A 17946-nucleotide genomic window follows, 5' to 3' on the forward strand; every position below is an offset into this window, starting at 1 on the left:
CCAAGAGATTGGTTTGATCGGCAATGTCCGTGATCAGGGCGACAACCTCTCCAATGCGATCTGCGGCGTTGGCAAGCCCAAGAACCTTTGAATTGGTGGTGTGAATTTCCGAAACGGCTTCGTTGGCGATGGTGGTCGATTGCGAAACTTGGCGGGAAATTTCCGTAATGGCGGCAGACAGTTCTTCAGCCGATGCGGCCACGGTTCCGACATTGGAAGAGGCCTGTTCGGCGGCGTTGGTAACGGTTTGTGACCGTTCTGAAGTGCGTTCAGCAGTTTGTGCCAAACCTGCAGCGGATGTCGCCATGCCGTTGGCGGCCTTGCCCACCGCCTGCACCACAGCCCCCACGCTGCTTTCGAAGGCATTGGCCATATCTTGCATGGCTCGGGCTTTTTCTTGTCGGGCGTGACGCTCCGCGTCGGCATGGACCGATTCAAGTCGCTTCACCTCGATGGCGTTTTCCTTAAAGACCTGCACGGCATCGGCCATCAGGCCGATTTCATCATCGCGTCCGATGGCCGGAACCTCGGCGTCCAGATGACCATGAGCCAGACGCCCCATGACATCGGTCATGGCTTTGATAGGCTTGGTAAGAAGTGTGTTGAGGGCCCAAAACAGCACGCCGACGGTGATTATGAAAAAGCCGATTTTGGACAGGATCGACAAGGTTGAGGCGCTCGACTGGGCATCTGCCACACGCATTTGCCCTTGGGCGACGTCTGCGGTTAAGGATTCAGTCTGGGCATTTACGGATTGGGCGTTATCCGCATTTTTTTGTTTCAGCTTTGCGTCTTCCTGCGCCTGCAGAGCTTCCATTTTGCTCAGATTCTGTTCGGCCTCGTGCTCCAAAGCGATGAGATTTGCGCGCGACACGGCCACTTCCAAAACACCGCGCGGGCGGGTTGTTTCACCATGACAACCTTGGCAGTTTTCTTCATTTTCCAGAAGATAATAGGCATATTCTACGGGTTCACTGGTGCCGTCATCTTTTTCTATTTCGCCGGTGGAGACCAATCCGCTGGTGCGGGTCTCGACAACTTTTTTAAGGGTGTCGGCGCGTCCACCTTCCGCAATCAAGATCGGTTTTTTGGGGTCGCGGGGCGGAAACGCCTCATCGCCAGCCAGTTTGTTGATTTCATCAATGGTTTTGTTGTCGCGAAACGACAGTTCCCCTGAAATGCGCCACAGGTTGATGGCATAAATATCGGGATTTTCAAGAAGCGTATCCATCATGTCTTGGGCACTGGCGGCTTCGCCCATCATCATGGCGTTTTTAATCAGCGTCAGGCTCGATGCGGCGATGCCGTTGCGGGTCCCTTCCAAAAATTTGCGCGTCTGTTCTGTGTGCAAGGTGTTTACGGCGATGGATTTGGCTTGCTCTGCGGCGAGGTTTTGCTCAGCCGTTGTTAAGTTTTCGCCAAGCAGCGTGCGGATCATCACATCTTTATCTTCAATAGCCCCTTGCATGCGCTGGGTGAGCGCCGCGGTTTCGCTGTTAAGGGTCGAATTGATGCTGGTTGCGATGATGAAATCTGCTGCAAAACTGATGGTGATCAACAAAACAGTAGCAGCGATGATTTTGGCACTGAGGGATTTTAGCAAGGTGAACTCCCGGATTTATTATCCTTAGGGGATACGATAACTGAGAAGCACCATCATGATAGAAAGCTGGCCGTCTCCAATTATAATCGGAAACAGGTTTCACACAAATAGATTAGGGTGGCGCCCACGTAGTGGGATTTTTGTCCGGTTAGAGGGGATTCTCAATCTTTATCTTTGGGAATCATTCTAATTTACGGGTCGCCTCGGCATAGTCAGTTGCTTCCACTGATTTTTTTTACGAATTTTTGTCTCAACTTTGCTCGACGGAGTGACGGATATCACAGACCTGGAAGGCAAAAATGGTGAAAATCACCTTGTTCGCGCCCCAAAGCTTTTGCTGGGTCACCTTAAAAACGGTTGATTTTCAGGATATGTAAGGAAGTCTCATGACAACGATTAAAGCTTTTGGACTTGCCGTTTCCTTGCTGTTGATGTCGCTGGGCATGGTTGATCCGATGGTGCTGAGCACACCAATTGGCTATTGACCAAGGCCTTTATGTTTTCTCGTAATCGTTTCCCAAATGCCAACTTGGCCGTCAGCTTGCATGACGGCCAATTTTTTTATACGAATGGGATGGAGAGATTCTTTGTGCAGTGGGAAAATCCTGCTATATTTTATGTGCTTGAGGTGTTTGACTTGCTGTTCGGAATGATCCATCATCAGGAGTGTGAGGGGTTCTCCAATAGCGGGAATTTAAGATCAAATCGGATCGTTCTGAGGCGTACCAGAATTTGGAGCCTCGAAATCTAAGGAAAGACCATGGCCAAGACCATCCTGATTGTTGAAGACAACGAACTGAACATGAAGCTCTTCAATGATCTTCTGCAGGCTCACGGTTATGAAACCGTGCAAACCAAGGACGGTCGTGACGCGCTCAACTTAGCGCGGGAACACAAACCGGACCTCATCTTGATGGATATTCAGTTGCCGGAAATTTCCGGTCTTGAGATCACGAAAATGCTCAAGGCGGATGATGAGCTGAAGCACATTCCGGTAATCGCCGTTACGGCTTTTGCCATGAAGGGTGATGAAGAAAAAATTCGCGAAGGCGGCTGCGAAGGCTATATCGCAAAACCGATTTCTGTTCCGAATTTTCTTGAAACGCTGTCTAAATTCTTGGGGTAACATCCTTTTGTAAGGACAGTTCTCTTCTCTGGGCCTGAGCTTGGACTTGGGGCTGGATTTGTGCCTCGGTTTTCAGGACCGTGCACGTTAAGCTCCAAAACACGCCGCCCCCCAAAATACACTGACCTATTGCCGTTCCAAACAAAAACGCGCCCCGTTGAGGGCGCGTTTTGTATTCCTGGTGCTGAAGAAGCCTTATTTGATTTTGGCTTCCTTGAAGACAACGTGCTTACGCACAACCGGGTCGTACTTTCGAAGTTCGAGCTTCTCGGTCGTGTTGCGCGGGTTCTTCTTGGTCACATAGTAATAACCTGTGTCAGCGGTGCTGACCAGCTTGATCAGGATGGTAGCCGGCTTGGCCATGTCTCTTGCTCCGCTCGATATTCATGAATACGTATAAGCGGCGTAAAATACGGACATAGGGGCTGATGTCAAGACTATCCTGAGCTTAAGTTGGAATTAATTTTTAAAAGCCGTGTTGATGGGCTCAGGCACCACCAATGCATGATGGTACAATATCGGGTCATGAATGACCTGGGCCGCCAGTTCCATCAACAAATCACCGTTCTTGCCGGGTTGAAAAACCTTTGATGGGCAGGAATCGCGCAAACCAGAGCGTCGCCCGTCAAAGATCATGCCTGCCGCGCGCCAAGCCGTCATGGCGGTGTGTTGGCTGTCGATGTGGGCAAAGGCCAAGATGGGGCCTAATTCCCCGTCCTGGGGGCGTGTTGGCGTGTTGGCGGCCCCTTTGACGGTCGCATTCGTTGCGCACACGGCGGGCATCACGCCCAGGCCATGCAGCGCGTATCCCGATGGCGATACCAGCCGCGACCAGGTTAAGGTCATTTCCCCGTTATTGGGCAAGCGAATGACCGTCTGCACAGTGCCTTTACCGTAGGAAGACGAACCGATCACCACGGCGCGTCCAAGGTCTTGCAAAGCGCTGGCGACGATTTCAGCGGCAGAGGCGCTGTCGCCATCCAGCAAAATCACCAAGGGCATACCGTTGATGACGTCATGTCCATTGGCCAGGTAGTCGTGGAAGCTGTCGGGATGTCGGCCCCGGGTGGCGATGATCAGACCTGAATCGAGAAACAAATCAGCCACTTCGACAGATTGCGTGAGGAGCCCGCCGGGGTTGCCGCGTAAGTCCAAAACCAATCCTTTGATGCGGCCGCTTTTTAGAGCCCCTTGATAAGTGCGGAGCGTTTCACGCACGTCGGGCGCGGTTCTTTTGTTGAAGCTTGTCACCACGATTTTCAGCATGTCGTCTTCGACATGGCTGCGCACCGTTTGGGGAACGATGTGCGCCCGGCTCAGGTTGAAGCTGATGTTGCGGTCCTGGTAGGCCTTGTCCGTACTGGCACGCACGATATGCAGGGTGAGGGCGCTGCCCACCGGGCCACGGAGAAGCTGGGCGACTTGACGTAGCGACCACCCGGAAACGTCCTCGGTATTGATTGAGGAAATGACGTCACCCGGATGTAGTCCCACGGAATCGGCGGGGCTGTCTTTTTGCACATGGGTGATGAAGATGGCGTCCGTGGATTTGGCGAAGCGGATGCCAATGCCGCCAAAACCATCCCGGCGCGCCCGGTTGGCAGAGGCTTGTTGTGTCCCCGCGTAGCGTGAAAAGCCATCCAGACCCGACAACATGCCGTCGAAGACCGCTTCATAGGTGTGCTCGTTATCGGCCTCTTGCAGTTCTGTTGACGTTGAGCGTGCAGCGCGGATGATGTCGACGGTCAAATCCGCCCAGTCCGCCGCTTCATCTTCGCTGTCTTCGGCGATGGGGCGGGGAAAGTCCGCGATCGTCTTATTGCCGAGGTTCAGAGAGATGAGGCTATCTTTCTCTACCAAGGAGAGGTTTGGGTCAATGGTGGCCAATCCGCGGATGCCGTCCAATGCCAATGCATCCATTTCTACGGGGTCGAGGTAGCGCTGGGTGATGCCCCTGAGACCGGCGCGGATCATGGTGTAGGCATCGTCGTAGCGAAAGCTTTCACCAAGGCTATGGTCATCGGATTCAAAACCAATGGTGCTGACGATAAGTTTGTTTTGAGGATTAGACGTGCGTTCATTGGGCGCACATCCAGCCAACGCTGCGATCCATGCGACGCCAAAAATTACGGCCGTGAAGGGCCGCGCCCGTTTGTTTGTATCGGCACCCATAGTGGAAATAATCGTCTATTTTTGACGATTCGTCACCAATTTGTTTCGTATTCACACGTGTTTAGCGTGAAATAGGGGAGGGGCTTTTAAGGCTGTTTGGCCTTGCGACGCGAAGCCCGTGATTTGCCCTTGGGCTTTTTGGGTTTTGCCGGACGGCCAGTGGGGCGGCCTGAAGGGGCACCAGATGGTCGGCCCGCATTGGGGCCGCCTTTTGCAAATCGACCCTTGCCACGCCCATCGGGGCGGATTTTACCTTGGCTGCCGCCTTGGGTGATCTTAAACAATGTTGAACCCGAAATGGGGTCGGATTCCATGATCATCACTTCAACCTTGTCGCCCAAGCGGTACTCATAGCCGGTTTCCCGGCCCCACAAGGTGTGGCTGTGTTCGTCGTGGACAAAAAAGTCTTCGCCCAGGCTGCGGATCGGCACCAAACCGTCTGCGCCGGTGTCATCAAGGGTGACAAACACACCAAAACGGGTGACGCCATTGATGCGCCCTTTAAATAGCGTTCCGACTTTGTCGGCCAGATAAAGGGCGGTGAAACGATCCACCGCATCGCGTTCGGCGGCAGCGGCGTTGCGCTCGGCGGTGGACAGATGCTCGCCCATATCGACGAAATCTCTGTGGCCGTCTTCCAAGCCACCGTCGCCCAATTTGAATCCCTTTACCAGAGCGCGGTGGACCAAAAGATCGGAATAGCGCCGGATCGGTGAAGTGAAGTGGCAATAGCGTCTCAACGCCAGGCCGAAGTGGCCTAAGTTGTTGGGGCTGTAAACGGCTTGGGCTTGGGAGCGCAGCACCACTTCGCTGACCATGTGGCTGTTGGCGGTGTCTTTCACCTTGGCCAGGATCTGGTTGAAGTGACTGGCGCGCACCACTTGGCCCTTGGCGAAGGGGATGTCGACGGTTTCCAAAAATTCCCGCAAGCTCGCCAGTTTTTCTTGGGACGGTTCGTCGTGGACGCGGTACATGCACGGCTGGCTCTTGCTTTCCAAGGCTTCCGCAGCCGCCACGTTGGCCAGCACCATGAATTCTTCGATCAGTTTGTGGGAATCAAAGCGGGCGCGTTCGATCACTTTTTCGACGGTGCCGTCTTCGGCCAGAACGATCTGGCGTTCGGCCAAGTCCAGTTCCAGCACGCCACGTTGTTCACGGGCTTTCAAAAGCGATTTAAACGCGCCGTACAGGGGCGTGATGATGGTATCCACCAAGGGCCGGGTCAGATCATCGGGCTGGCCGTCGCGGGCTTGCTGAATCTGCGTGTAGGTGGTGCGCGCCACCGATTTCATCAGGCCACGGACGAACTTATGCCGCCTGAGCACGCCATGGGCGTCGATCCACATATGTGCGGCAATGCACGGACGCTCTTCATCGGGGCGCAACGAGCACCAGCCGTTGGACAGCTCTTCGGGCAACATCGGCACCACCCGGTCGGGGAAGTATACGGAATTGCCGCGCTGATAGGCGCACTGGTCCAGGGCGTCGTTGGGACGCACATACCAGCTAACGTCGGCAATGGCGACGATCAGGTGCCAGCCGCCTGGATTGTTGGGATCATCGTCAGGTTCGGCAAACACCGCGTCGTCAAAATCGCGCGCATCTTCGCCATCGATGGTGATGAGCGCCGTGTCGCGTAGGTCTTCCCGCTTGCCCAAAACGGCAGGCCCTGCCGCGCGGGCTTGGGCGACGGCTTCGTCGGTGAATTCAACGGGAATGGAGCGGTCATAAATGGCGATCTGGGTGATGGCCTGAGCGCCTGTGCGTTTGATTTTTTCGCGCAGTTTAACTTGGCGCAAGCCCAGTTTTTTGCCCGGCAAAATTTCCGCGCGGACCAAATCGCCCTCTTCAACGGTGAGGCCTCCGGTGTCGAGAACCACATATTCGTCGCGGTGACGGCGATCGGTCGAACGCAACCGTCCATGACCGGCGTTGTCCAGTTTGTACACACCCAACACGTCGCTGGGCGCGTGTTCCAGGCGACGAATGCAGCTGGCTTCATAGGCGGGGTGTCCGTCTTCGGTGTCGTCGATGCGGACCATGCGCGCCAGCACCCGGTCGCCGACGCCCAGCGCGCCTTGTCCACGGCGTACAGGAGCCATATATATGACCGGCGGGGCCAGCTCGGATTCCCAAACCACGGGGCGGCCCAACAGCTCGCCGTCGATGTCGGTGGCGTTGACTTCCACCACCGTGACCGGGGGCAGAGCCGCCGGGTCGGCCAAACGCTTGCGGGTTGACGACAGCAGACCGTCGTCCTTGAGCTTTTTCAGGACTTTTTTCAGCTGCAGTTTTTGATCCGCATCCAATTGAAAGGCGCGCGCGATCTCGCGCTTGCCGACGCGACCGGGGCTGTCCTTGATAAATTCGAGGATCTGTTCGTTCGTGGGGAACGGCGAAACGTGAAAAGTTTTCTGTGTCATGGGTCCAGCTTAGCTGGTGGCTTCCTCAGACGCTGCTTTTTTCTTTGCGGCGGGTTTCTTTTTTGCTGCAGTTTTTTTCGCAGCCGGTTTTTTTGCCGCTGGTTTTTTCGCCGCAGGCTTTTTCTCAGCAGCCTTTTTGGGCGCCTTTTTCGGCTTGGCCTTGGCGTTGATGAGTTCGATGGCTTTTTCCAGCGTCAGATTGTCCTTGTCCAAATCCTTGGGCAAGTTGGCGCGGTCGCGGCCGTGGGTGATGAACGGACCCCAACGCCCGACTTTCAGCAAGATGGGCTTTTTGTCATCGGGGTGTTTGCCGACTTCTAAGGGCGGGGATTTACCGCTTTCGGCGATCAAGGTCACCGCGCGGTTCAGCCCAACATGCACCGGGTCGTCTTCTTTCAGCGATACGTACATACCGGCGTATTGCAAATAAGGACCAAAGCGGCCCATGCCGGCGGAGATCATCTGTTGGTCTTCGGGGTGCGGGCCGATTTTGCGCGGCAAGCTCAACAGTCCCAGTGCGCGTTCAAACGTCAACTCCGCAGGGCTTTCGCCGGTGGGCAAGGATGAGCGCTTGGGCTTGAATTTTTTATCTTCCGGATCAATGTCGCCCAATTGCACATAAACGCCGTAAGGCCCTTTGCGCAGGCTCACTTCCAAATTGGTAGCAGGATCGGTGCCCAAAACCTTAGGCCCGCTTTCCAGTTCTGCGATGGCTGGATCGCCGTCGCCATTGCCGGGCGAAACCAAGGGCCGGGTAAAGCGGCATTCGGGATAATGCGAACAGCCGATAAACGCGCCGAACTTGCCCAACTTCAAGGACAGTCTGCCGTCCCCGCAGGTTGGGCATTTGCGGGGGTCCGCATCATTTTCGTTTTCCGGTGCGGGGAAAAAGTGCGGCGCCAGGACTTCATCCAACGTGTCCAGAACTTCGCGCACGCGCAGTTCTTTGATGCCTTCGACCGCTGCCGAGAAATTGCGCCAGAATTCTTCCAACACCGTTTTCCAGGCAATCCGCCCGCCGGAAATATCGTCGAGCTTTTCTTCCAAATCGGCGGTGAAGCCGTATTCGACGTAGCGCTCAAAAAAGCTGGTGAGGAAGGTGGTGACCAAGCGGCCCCGGTCTTCGGGGAAAAAGCGGCGCTTGTCCAGCGTGACATAGTTGCGATCTTGCAGCACGGAAATGATCGACGCATAGGTCGACGGCCGCCCGATGCCCAATTCCTCAAGCTTTTTCACCAAACTGGCTTCGGAAAAGCGCGGCGGCGGCTGGGTGAAGTGCTGTTCGGGCAAAACTTCGTTCAGCTTCAACGCTTGGCCTTCGGTCATGTCGGGCAAAATACGACCGTCTTCACTGTCATTGTCATCGGTAACAACGTCGTCGTCGCGGGCTTCGGAATAGACCCGGTAAAAACCGTCAAAGGCGATCATCGATCCGGTGGCGCGCATCACCACGGTGTGCTCGGCCTGAGCGATGTCGACGGCGACTTGGTCCAAGACCACGGGCTCCATCTGGCACGCCAAGGTGCGCTTCCAGATCAAGTCGTAAAGCTTCATTTGGTCGGCGTCTAAGTGGCCGCTCATATCTTTGGGTTTGCGCGTCACATCGGTGGGGCGGATGGCTTCGTGCGCTTCCTGGGCGTTTTTGGCTTTGGTTTTGTAGACCCGGGGCTGGTCGGGCAGGTAGGCCTCACCATAGCTTTTGCTGATCAAGGCCCGACACGCGTGCATCGCTTCGCCCGCCATGGTGACGCCGTCGGTACGCATGTAGGTGATCAAACCCACGGTTTCGCCGCCGATGTTGACGCCTTCATACAGGCGCTGCGCCACTTGCATGGTTTTTTTCGCGGAAAAGTGGAGCTTGCGCGCCGCATCTTGCTGCAATGTCGAGGTGGTGAACGGCGGCGGTGGGTTGCGCCGGGTCTTTTTCTTTTCGATCTTGGCGACGGAAAACGGCCCGCTTTCAATGGCGGCTTGGGCGCGCTTTGCGTCCGCTTCGGTTTTCAGGCTCATCTTGTCGAGCTTGTCGCCGTTCAAATGGGTCAGGTGCGCTTGCACTAAGATGCCTTTGCCGGTGTCGAACTGGCTGTCAACGGACCAGTATTCTTGCGGGCGGAAGGCTTCGATTTCGGTTTCGCGTTCGCACAGCAAGCGCAGCGCCACCGATTGCACGCGGCCCGCCGAACGCGAACCGGGCAGCTTGCGCCACAACACCGGGCTCAGCGTGAAGCCGACCAGATAATCCAACGCGCGGCGCGCCATATAGGCATCGACCAGCTCGTCGTCCAGTTCACGGGGATGGCTGAAGGCTTCCAAGATGGCGGTTTTGGTGATCTCGTTGAAGACCACGCGTTTGACCGTTTTGTCTTTGAGCAGCTTTTTCTTGTCGAGAACTTCGCGCACATGCCAAGCGATGGCTTCCCCTTCACGATCCGGGTCAGTCGCCAGGTACAAACCGTCGGCGCCCTTCATGGCGTCGGCAATTTCCTTAACTTGTTTGGCGGACCGGGCATCGATTTCCCAATCCATGGCGAAGTCTTCATCGGGGCGCACCGATCCGTCCTTCGACGGCAGGTCGCGGATGTGGCCATAACTGGCGAGCACCTTGAACTCGGGTCCAAGGTATTTGTTGATGGTCTTTGCCTTTGCGGGCGATTCGACGACGACGACGTGCATGCAGCTCTATGCCAATTCTGACGTATTATATAAGAGACACCCGGTTGCCGGGGTGTCGTTCCAGACGGCCTGCGAGCTCTAATTCCAAAAGCACCAGCGCGACCGCCGCAGGGGAGAATTGGCAGTTACGGACCAGTTCGTCAACAGTAACTGGAGCAGGTGACAGCATTTCTTGTATCGAGGCCCGTGCGCGATCAAGCTCCGCATCACTGGGTTGAGATGGTGTTTTTTCCTTAAAATCCAAACGCTTAGGCTCCGATAAGGGGCTGTTTAGAATGGGTAATAAGACGTCCAAAACATCTTGTGCATTTTGTGTCAGGTTGGCGCCGTCTTTGATCAATTTATTGCATCCCGCAGCGCGCGGGTCGCTGGGACTGCCCGGAACGGCACACACTTCACGACCCTGTTCCAAGGCCATGCGTGCGGTGATCAGCGAACCGGAATGCAGCGAAGCCTCGACCACAATGGTGGCCCGCGCCATGCCTGATATGATGCGGTTGCGCCGGGGAAAATGGCGCGCTTGTGGCTTGGTGCCCAACTCGACCTCGGACAGGATCGCACCGCGTTGGCAAAGTTCTTCATAAAGCGCTTCGTTTTCGCGTGGGTAAACCACATCCACGCCGCCGCCCAGCACTGCAACGGTGCCGCTGTCCATGGCCCCTTGGTGGGCCGCCGCGTCCAGCCCCCGGGCCATGCCCGACGCCACCAAAAACCCGGCCGCGCCCAAATCGGCGGAGATTTTGCGGGCAAAGTTTTTCCCGCTGAGCGACGCGTTGCGCGCCCCCACCACGGCCACGGTGCGCTTTTTCAACAAATGCGGATGACCCAAAACGCTGATCAAGGGCGGCGCGTCTTCCACTTGAGACAACAGCGGCGGAAAGTGCTCGTCCGTGCGCAACACCAAGCGCCCGCCGAGCTTTTCCAGAGCCTCGATCTCCCGCTCAGCGGCGGCTTTGGGGTGCGCCACAAAGGCCTTTGCACCACCCCGCTTGGCCAAATCCGGCAAAGCGTCTAACGCCGCCTTGGCGCTGCCAAAACGTTCCAAAAGCTTATAAAAGGTCATCGGCCCAACATTCTGACTGCGAATCAGCCGCAACCAGTCCAAAGCCTCGTTTTTAGGTGGTGACATGCGCAGCCCCTCTCATCATGAGCGAGATGGTGCGCAATTATGGGGATGAGGTCAAGGGGGGGAGCTTTGGAGATGAAATATTGAAGTTGTGAATATGTCTACTTGTGAACCAGAGTAGATATTGGGCGCGATCTCGACGGTTAGATCGAAGTGAGGCCATTCTGCTCCTAATCTCCTAGATGAATTCTGGTCCATTCTACCCGGACGGGATAAGCTTCCTTTGTTGTTTCACGCAAGTTGAATGATAGGTGTATCTGGACGATGCCAAATAAACTTAAAATCGAATTTCCTGTTCAGGGATGGAAACAGTTTCTAACATCAAAAAAGGAGATGCTTGATGCTTACGATAGAGCACGTGTAAAGGCTAAAACGCAACAGGTGGAAACCTCTCACGGCAGAGTTGCGGAGGCGGAGTTAAGAAAATGGCTATCAAGTTTTCTTCCCAAACGTTACGGCGTCACCTCTGGGTACATCGTTTCACCTGGGCTTAAAAGCACTCAGAAGACCCCACACTTCGACGTAATCATCTACGACCAGCTTGAATCGCCAATTCTTTGGTTTGAAGACTCTCCTGACGTTACACCGCAAGGCCGCTCCCTTGCAATTCCGGTGGAATATGTCCGCTGCGTTCTTGAGGTCAAATCTAATTTTTCATCGTCCACGGTTCATGAGGCTATCGAGCATCTGACAGAGCTGCGCCCTCTAATGGATAGTCTTGATGACCCTCAAGACAAATACAAGCTTCATCTTTCGGAAAACTTCTGTTGCGGAGTGGTGTTTTTCAATTTGCAACAAGTGCATCAGTTTAGTGAAAAGGCTTTAAGCAATTTAGTTAAAGGCCTAGAATTGCGCGGGTTCTTCGGAGGGATGATTTTGCGCGGTGAGGGTCACACGAAGGACATAACAGGCAAATTATCTATACTTCGTTCTGAGACTCCTACTGAGAGTTGCATCGGCAAGGACAAGTCATCATTGCCCAACATGGGGATGACGAAATCTGTGAAGATTACGGATAATCTTCACTTTTTAGCAATGTTACTGTGGACTGAGCCATATTTTTCGGAATTTGGTTTTGACATCATAGCTATGATGCAAGGAACATATGAAGTTGGGCGAATTTCCAGCTTTCACGGGATGGGTGCCACCGGGTTTGAGCCAACATAATCTCAATTTCTGCCGTCGAGGAAATTGTCTGCTTCTGCCAAAAAAATAGACGTTCAAGTGGATGAAAATGACGGCTGCACTGTAGGCCAAAGCAGAACGGTTTTGTGCTTACGTCAAGGACTAGACCGTTTTCTTTTTGCCAATCTTGGTTTCTTCGCCCCGCATCAAGCGGCGGATGTTTTCATGATGGCGGGCCCATGCAAGCACGGCTAGAAGTCCGGCCAGGATGGCGTGCTGCGGGGTGGCAAAATACCACGCATAGGCGGGGGCGGCGGCGAGTGCGATGAGGGCGGCGAGCGAGCTGTAGCGGAATATGGCGGCGGTGGCGAGCCAGGTGGCGATGGCGGCCAGCCCCACCGGCCACGCGGTGGCGAGCAACACGCCCAAGGTGGTGGCGACGCCTTTGCCGCCTTTGAATTTCAGCCAGATGGGAAAGTTGTGGCCGATCACCGCCCAAAAGCCCGCCGCCAGCATGGCGTGGGCGGCTTGGGGTTCGGGTGTCAGCAGAAAGGTCAGTCCCACGGCAATGGCGCCCTTGCCGGAATCCAAAAGCAACGTGAGCACGGCGGCAAATTTGTTGCCGGTGCGCAAAACGTTGGTGGCACCGATGTTGCCCGAACCGATTTGGCGCAAGTCGCCCAAGCCGAACAGCCGCGCAATGACGATGCCAAACGGCACCGCGCCAAGCAGATATCCGCCAAGCCCGGCCAGCGCGTGGATCAGAAATGTTTCGTTCATTTAGGCAAGACCTTGATTGACTTGGGAGTTCACAAAGAACACGGAGAGTTTAGGCTTCAGGTCACCACTTTGCCATCCAAAAACCTCTGTGGACTTCGTGTCCTCTGTGGTGAAATTTCTGAATTGCCACGCGCCTGATGGCGCTCGCAATGACAAAGGAGAGATAATATCACCCTTCCAGATCGAAGACCAAACGGCCATCGATGACGGTTTTGAGCACGCGTCCCTGGACCGGACGGCCATCGAACGGAGTGTTCTTGGCTTTGGAGTTGAGCTCAGTATCGGAGACTTTCCAGCCCCGGTTAGGATCAAAGACGATGAAGTCCGCCGCCGCGCCCGCTTTTAGGCGACCCGCGGGCAGCCCCAGCAATTCCGCCGGGTGCTGGGTGATCAGGCCCAAAGCTTCCAGCAATCCCATATGGCCGTTGTGCACCAGCTCCAAGGTGATGGGCAGCAAGGTTTCCATGCCCACGCCCCCGTACGCGGCGTCGGCAAACGGCAAGCGTTTGGTGTCTTCGCTTTTGGGCGTGTGATCAGACGCAATGGCGTCGATGGTGCCGTCTTTCAAGCCTTCGACGATGGCTTCGCGGTCCGCTTCGCTGCGCAACGGCGGCGACAGCTTGGCGAAGGTGCGGTAATCGCCCACCGCGGTTTCGTTCAAGGCAAAGTAGGGCGGTGCGGTGTCGCAGGTGACGGTGAGGCCCCGGTCCTTGGCGGCGCGGATCAAATCCAGGCTTTCGGCGGTGGACACGTGGGCGATGTGCAGCCGCCCGCCGGTCATTTGGGCCAAACGCAGGTCGCGTTCGATGATGATCAACTCGGCTTCTTTGGGCAGACCTGAAAGGCCCAAGCGGGTGGCGGTTTCGCCGGAATTCATCACGCCTTCGTGGGCCAAGGTCGGTTCTTCGGGGTGCTGCACCAGCATCAAGCCAAACGTCGAGGCGTATAACAGCGCCTGGGCCATGGTGCGGGCGTTGCTGACGGCGCTGGTGCCGTCGGTAAAGGCCACCGCGCCGCTTTCGGCCAGCATGCCCATTTCGGCCAGTTCTTCGCCGGCCAAGCCCTTGGTGATGGCACCGTAGGGATAAATTTTCACCAGCCCGGCCTTGCGCGCCGCGCGGGCGACAAATTCCACCACCGAGCGGTCATCGATCACCGGGGTGGTGTTGGGCAGACACACCGCGGTGGTCACCCCGCCCGCCACCGCCGAGGCACCGACGTTGGCGAAGTCCTTGCCGCTGATTTGGATGCGAATATCGACCAGACCGGGGCATAGACACTGGCCGCGACAATCGATGATGGAGGCGTCTTCAGGGATGTCTTTTGTGAACAGCCCGGCGCCCGCCTCGACAATACGTTCCCCTTGGGTGAGCACGCCGCCCATGGCGTCCAACCCGGTGGCCGGGTCCAGCAGACGCGCATTGACGTAGGCAACGCGGTTTTCGGCGTGAGTCTTTTCAGGCGGGGTGGGGTTGTAAATCATGCGTGCTCCCCCTGATCGATAACGGGGCTGTCATTGGGGTCGGCAACGGGGCGTTCGGCGGCCAGGTTCAGGCTCAGCACTTCCAGGCACGCCATGCGCACACCAACGCCCATTTCCACTTGTTCGCGGATGGCGCTGCGTCCGATGTCGTCGGCGACGTCGGACGCGATTTCCACGCCCCGGTTCATGGGGCCGGGGTGCATGATCAAGGCATCGGGCTTGGCGGCTTCCAGCTTGGTGTAGTCCAAACCAAAGAAGTGATAATACTCGCGCACCGTGGGGAAGAAGTTGGACTGCATGCGCTCGGTTTGCAGACGCAGCATCATGACGATGTCACAGTCTTTCAAACCCGCCTTCATGTCATAAAACACTTCGGTGCCCAACCGCTCGGCCTGGGCGGGCAGCAGCGTTTTGGGTGCGATCAGGCGCACCCGGGCGCCCATGACGTTGAGCAGGTGAATGTTGGAGCGCGCAACCCGGGAATGCAAAATGTCACCGCAGATGGCCACTTGCAGACCATCGATGCGGCCTTTGCGCCTGCGGATGGTGAGCGCGTCCAAAAGTGCTTGGGTGGGGTGTTCGTGGCTGCCGTCGCCCGCGTTGATAACCGCGCAGTTGACCTTTTCGCTGAGCAACTTGACCGCGCCCGACGATCCATGGCGCACCACCAACACGTCGGGGTGCATGGCGTTCAAGGTCATGGCGGTGTCGATCAGGGTTTCGCCCTTTTTGATCGAACTGGTGGAAACCGACATGTTGATGACGTCGGCGCCCAGGCGTTTTCCCGCCAGTTCAAACGACGTGCGCGTGCGGGTGGAGGATTCGAAAAACAGGTTGATCACCGTGCGCCCGCTCAAGGTATCGAGCTTGCCGCCTACGGATCTGTTGAGCTCGACGTACTCATTTGCGCGATCCAGCAACAGGGTGATGTCGAGAGGCGAAAGCCCTTCGATGCCCAACAGGTGGCGCAACGGAAATACGGAGGAATCAAAGGGTGTCTTTGACATGGGCGCACTATACTCTGGCCGTATCTGACGCGCAAGCGTGCGAACGGGGGAAATTGCAATTATCCAGCATAAACAATCCACACCGTTAAGGTGAGGATCGCTGCGAGCGTGCTGGCGGTGATGATGCCAGCGGCCAGTGGGGCGTCGCCACCCATTTCGCGGGCCAAAACATACGATGAGGCGGACATGGGCAAGGCGGCGTACAAAATGGTCGCTTGGAACGCTTGACCTTCAAGGCCAAATGCGTCGGCCAGTCCCCAGGCGATGGCGGGGAGAATCAGCAGTTTGAGCAGTACCGTTTTGCCAGCCAGTACGCGGTTGGTCAGCAGATCGGGGAAATCAAGCCCCGCGCCCACCGCCATCAAGGCGACGGGCAGGGCGGCGCGGCCCAAAATATCCAGCAACGGCATAATGACGGGCGGCAGGCCCAGATTTAAGGCGTTGAGGCCAAAACCCACCGCACACGCGATGATCAGCGGATTGCGTATGACTTCCTTAACCGCCCGCCCGGGCGTCCTAGCCCCCTTATGGCCTTCGCCCCAAATCACCAAAACCGTCACGCTGAGCACGTTGACCAACGGCACCACCGCCAGCACGGCGATGGAGATCATCGCCACGCCTTCGTCGCCCCAAAACAAAAAGGCCGGCACCATGGCGATGTAGGTATTGGGGCGAATGGCCCCTTGAAAACACGATGTGAAGGCGGCGTTGGTGGGGCTGAGAAAAGGCTTTAACACCAAAGCCAGTACGGCGACGATCAGCGTGGTGATAAACAGGGTTGCGGCGATCCCGCCCACTTGACCACTGGACAAATCGGCCCGGGCGGTGCTGGCGATGAGCAGGGCGGGGAAAAATACATAATAGGTGAGCCGCTCCGCCGACGGCCAAAACGCGGCCTCCAGCCAGCCCATGCGGCGCACCCCGTAACCCATCAAAATCAACAAAAACACAGGGGCGATGGCTTGAAAAACAACAAACATTTATGTGTCTCGCTTTTGGTAGGCAAGCGCATCCAGCGCCCCTTGGAGGATATAGGTGGCGGCCAGTTTGTCGATCACTTCGCCGCGGCGCTTGCGGGTCATGTCGACGTCGTTCACCAGCATGCGTTCAACCGCCGAGGTGGACAGACGCTCGTCCCAGAGCGCGATGGGGATATCGAGGCGGTGTTGAAAATTGGTGATAAAATCGCGAGTCGATTGGCACCGGGGGCCTTCTGTGCCGTCCATGTTGAGCGGCATGCCCATCACCAGAGCGCCGACTTCATGGATGCGGATCAGCTCTTCGATGCGCAACGCGTCCTTGGTGAACTTGGTGCGTTGGATGGTTTCCAGCGGGCTGGCAATGGACAACAAGGTGTCCGATAACGCCAAGCCGATGGTTTTAGAGCCCAAGTCCAAGCCCATCAGCTTTTCGCCGCGCCTGAGCGTGCCTTGTAACGCATTGATGTTGAAAATCGCCATATCTCACCAAAATATTTCTATGTAGTGACAGCATACGCGGATGAAGTCGATCTTGCCATGGCGCAAAGGAAAGGGCATGAAAGGGTCATGATGACGAAAGCAATCCCCGCTGTGTTCTTGATTTGCGCCGTGTTGGCGTCATCTTCGTCGGTGCATGCGCAGACCGATGAGCTGGACGAAGCCCCCTCTGATTTTAAAATCGAACTTCCCGCTGCCAGCGATGAGATTGAAACCGTGACGGTGATGGACCAAGAGGTCGTGCCAATGGCGGGCCTGTTTGAAGTCAACGATGACGTCAACGTACGGTCCGGACCGGGCACCGACTTTGAGCGGATTGCGGGTCTGAAAGCGGGGGATCGGGTGCGCGCCATCGGTCGGGCTCAAGATCCCACTTGGACGGCCATCAGCAAAGACGGCGAAACGCTGGGCTTTGTCTATACGCCGATCTTGGTTCCGGTGGTTGATGGCACCTTGGGGGAGCAGTTTTTTGGCTCTTATATGTCCCCAAACAAAAAAAACGGTATCGCGTGCGACTATCGCTTTCGATTCGAAGGCAAGGTTCCGGTTGAAGGCGACGATTTTGTCACCTCCGATTACGAAGTCCGTTTTCGCTGCGCCAATCAGGTTGGTGCCAATCTGTTTTATGCCCACATGTTTCTCACCGAATCTCCGGTGGATATGGACACAGGGTTTCATCTGATCGACCTGGATGTGCGGTCTATCGGTGACGGAATGGAAGAGTTTTTGTCCACCCGTTTCCTCTATCATCCCAAAACCGGGGTGATGACCTTTGAGGGGCATTCCCTGCCGCGCTACGCCAAACCGCTTAAGGTGCAAACCTTTAAAACCAAGAACATTAAAGACGCTTTGACCCAAGCCTTGGAAGCGTCGGTCGCCAGTTGGACCGAAGCGGCCTGGGATTTGTTGCTGAAAAAGCCTCAATAAGCCTCAAATCGTCGCGAAAACGT

Annotated in this window: 14 protein-coding genes; 3 read left to right on the forward strand and 11 right to left on the reverse strand. The window is 56.1% G+C overall.

What is annotated here, in order from left to right:
- Nucleotides 1–1603: HAMP domain-containing protein (locus BEN30_RS09755; protein WP_139134957.1), on the reverse strand; the 1603-nt coding region annotated here is incomplete at its 3' end.
- 760 nt (nt 1604–2363) lie between these two features.
- On the opposite strand from BEN30_RS09755, the gene BEN30_RS09765 reads away from it, so the two are divergent.
- Nucleotides 2364–2729, forward strand: coding sequence for a response regulator (locus tag BEN30_RS09765; protein WP_069958165.1), 366 nt, complete (start codon nt 2364–2366; stop codon nt 2727–2729).
- A gap of 195 nt (nt 2730–2924) precedes the next feature.
- On the opposite strand, the gene rpmG is transcribed toward BEN30_RS09765, so the two are convergent.
- The 5 genes from rpmG to dprA form a co-directional block, all read right to left on the reverse strand.
- A complete protein-coding gene (gene rpmG / locus BEN30_RS09770; RefSeq protein WP_069958166.1) occupies nt 2925–3092 on the reverse strand; it encodes a 50S ribosomal protein L33 in 168 nt (55 codons plus the stop codon).
- A gap of 96 nt (nt 3093–3188) precedes the next feature.
- On the reverse strand, nt 3189–4901 hold the full coding sequence (locus BEN30_RS09775) for a S41 family peptidase (RefSeq protein WP_069958167.1): 1713 nt from the start codon (nt 4899–4901) through the stop codon (nt 3189–3191).
- Between the two features lie 86 nt (nt 4902–4987).
- Nucleotides 4988–7324: a ribonuclease R gene (rnr, locus tag BEN30_RS09780; RefSeq protein ID WP_069958168.1), complete on the reverse strand. Its 2337-nt coding sequence runs from the start codon at nt 7322–7324 to the stop codon at nt 4988–4990.
- 9 nt (nt 7325–7333) lie between these two features.
- Nucleotides 7334–9997 (reverse strand): type I DNA topoisomerase, encoded by a 2664-nt coding sequence (topA, locus tag BEN30_RS09785; RefSeq protein ID WP_069958169.1) that lies wholly within the window; start codon nt 9995–9997, stop codon nt 7334–7336.
- A gap of 25 nt (nt 9998–10022) precedes the next feature.
- A complete protein-coding gene (dprA, locus tag BEN30_RS09790; protein ID WP_069958170.1) occupies nt 10023–11126 on the reverse strand; it encodes a DNA-processing protein DprA in 1104 nt (367 codons plus the stop codon).
- Nucleotides 11127–11387: 261 nt separating this feature from the next.
- Between dprA and BEN30_RS09795 the strand changes: the two genes are divergently transcribed.
- Complete coding sequence (locus BEN30_RS09795; RefSeq protein WP_069958171.1) at nt 11388–12290, forward strand: DUF6602 domain-containing protein; 903 nt, start codon at nt 11388–11390, stop codon at nt 12288–12290.
- 120 nt (nt 12291–12410) lie between these two features.
- Here the strand turns inward: BEN30_RS09795 and plsY are convergent, their stop codons facing one another.
- From plsY to ruvX, 5 genes are all read right to left on the reverse strand, one after another.
- Nucleotides 12411–13028 (reverse strand): glycerol-3-phosphate 1-O-acyltransferase PlsY, encoded by a 618-nt coding sequence (gene plsY, locus BEN30_RS09800; protein ID WP_069958172.1) that lies wholly within the window; start codon nt 13026–13028, stop codon nt 12411–12413.
- A gap of 169 nt (nt 13029–13197) precedes the next feature.
- Nucleotides 13198–14511, reverse strand: a complete 1314-nt coding sequence (gene pyrC / locus BEN30_RS09805) for a dihydroorotase (protein ID WP_069958173.1) — start codon at nt 14509–14511, stop codon at nt 13198–13200.
- On the reverse strand, nt 14508–15518 hold the full coding sequence (locus tag BEN30_RS09810; RefSeq protein ID WP_069958174.1) for an aspartate carbamoyltransferase catalytic subunit: 1011 nt from the start codon (nt 15516–15518) through the stop codon (nt 14508–14510). The genes pyrC and BEN30_RS09810 overlap by 4 nt, the downstream gene beginning before the upstream one ends.
- A gap of 59 nt (nt 15519–15577) precedes the next feature.
- Nucleotides 15578–16498: an AEC family transporter gene (locus BEN30_RS09815; protein ID WP_069958175.1), complete on the reverse strand. Its 921-nt coding sequence runs from the start codon at nt 16496–16498 to the stop codon at nt 15578–15580.
- Nucleotides 16499–16978 carry a Holliday junction resolvase RuvX gene (gene ruvX / locus BEN30_RS09820; protein WP_069958176.1) on the reverse strand — a complete coding sequence of 160 codons (480 nt, stop codon included), beginning with the start codon at nt 16976–16978 and terminating at the stop codon, nt 16499–16501.
- Nucleotides 16979–17065: 87 nt separating this feature from the next.
- Here ruvX and BEN30_RS09825 point away from each other — a divergent pair, with 87 nt between their 5' ends.
- Entirely contained in the window at nt 17066–17923 is an 858-nt protein-coding gene (locus tag BEN30_RS09825; protein WP_170827016.1) for an SH3 domain-containing protein, read from the forward strand.
- Nucleotides 17924–17946: the final 23 nt, after the last annotated feature.

It is taken from the genome of Magnetovibrio blakemorei (assembly GCF_001746755.1).
GTDB lineage: Bacteria > Pseudomonadota > Alphaproteobacteria > Rhodospirillales > Magnetovibrionaceae > Magnetovibrio > Magnetovibrio blakemorei.